This is a genomic window from Thalassospira sp. UBA1131, assembly GCF_002311515.1.
Lineage (GTDB): Bacteria > Pseudomonadota > Alphaproteobacteria > Rhodospirillales > Thalassospiraceae > Thalassospira.
On record NZ_DCAO01000009.1, the window covers coordinates 1,612 to 2,908 of the forward strand.

General features: G+C 54.4%; 2 protein-coding genes. One reads left to right on the forward strand and one right to left on the reverse strand.

The window, feature by feature from the left end:
- On the forward strand, positions 1–876 hold an 876-nt coding region (locus tag B3Z49_RS01275), incomplete at its 5' end, for a methyltransferase type 12 (protein ID WP_296987656.1).
- Positions 877–937: 61 nt separating this feature from the next.
- Here the strand turns inward: B3Z49_RS01275 and def are convergent.
- On the reverse strand, positions 938–1,297 hold a 360-nt coding region (gene def, locus B3Z49_RS01280; RefSeq protein ID WP_296987659.1), incomplete at its 5' end, for a peptide deformylase.

The window sequence follows — 1,297 nt, forward strand, 5'->3', positions numbered from 1 at the left end:
ACCGGCTGGCAAATCCACGCCATCGAGCCGGTCGGGATGCTCCATCAGTTCCGCCAATCGCTTGCCAGCCATGGCAAGAAGGATGTGCTCTGGCTTGGCCTTGATATGCCGATCGGATTTCTGGATACGTGGTATGATGGCGCGAATGTCAAAGACTTCAAATCATTACTCGGATTACTTGAAACCGATGAATGGCAGGATTTCTTTGATGTCTGCCAATCACCGGACGAAATCCGGCACACCCGGCCATTTTATCCTCAAAGCTCCGGCATCAAGGGCAGCGTGAAACGCGAACACCTGATCAAGGCACTGGGCCTGACCGATTTCAACGCGCTCCATCGCGCCTGCGAATTTCCAACCACCCAACGCAACGCTGCCTGCCCGCCCTTCTGGACATTGGGCGCCAATCAGGTCGGCAAGGGCATGCTGCATGGCCTCAAACACCTGATCATGCCGGGACATGCCGATGGATTTAACATTTGGCCGTTTTCGGGCGATCTCGAAAGCCTTTGCAAATCCCCCGGCGTCACCCTGATTGAAACCTATCCCGGCGAAATTTATGGCTGGCTTTCTGATACAAGTGAGTTGACTAAATCAATTCAGACCAGCCGGAAGAACTACCTGCACCAACTACGCGATAACGCCAGCAAGAAGGGCATTGAAATCAGTCCTTCGGTCTGGGCCGACATCAAGGATGGCTTTGGCCCGGACCACGGCAAGGACGATGCCTTTGACGCCCTGATTGGCGTGATGGGTTTGATCGAAATCGCCGAGGGTCGACGCCCTGAACATCTGCCCCGCACGCCAAGCATACTGGAACGCGAAGGCTGGATCGTCGGGCTTGATCCGAACGACATCAAACCCCGCAAACTCTGAACCTACGCAAAACAAAAGGGCCGGAAAACCGGCCCTTCGCATGCGTTTCTGATCAGACGTGTCAGGCAGACTTTTTGGTCTTCTGCAGCTTCTGGACTTTCTTCAGGATCATGTTGCGCTTAAGCGCGCTGAGATAATCGGTGAACAGAACGCCATCCAGATGATCGATCTCGTGCTGGATGCAGGTCGCAAGCAACCCGTCCGCCTCGATCTCATGGGTTTCGCCGTTTTCATCCATATAGCGCATGCCGACTTCAGCCGGGCGTTCGACATCGGCATATTGTTCCGGGATCGACAGGCAGCCTTCCTGATAGATCGAGGTTTCCTCAGATTCCCAGATGATCTCCGGATTGATCAGCTTCAACGGTTCCGGCTTGTCCTTGTCATCAGACACATCCATGACCACCACGCGCTTCATCAC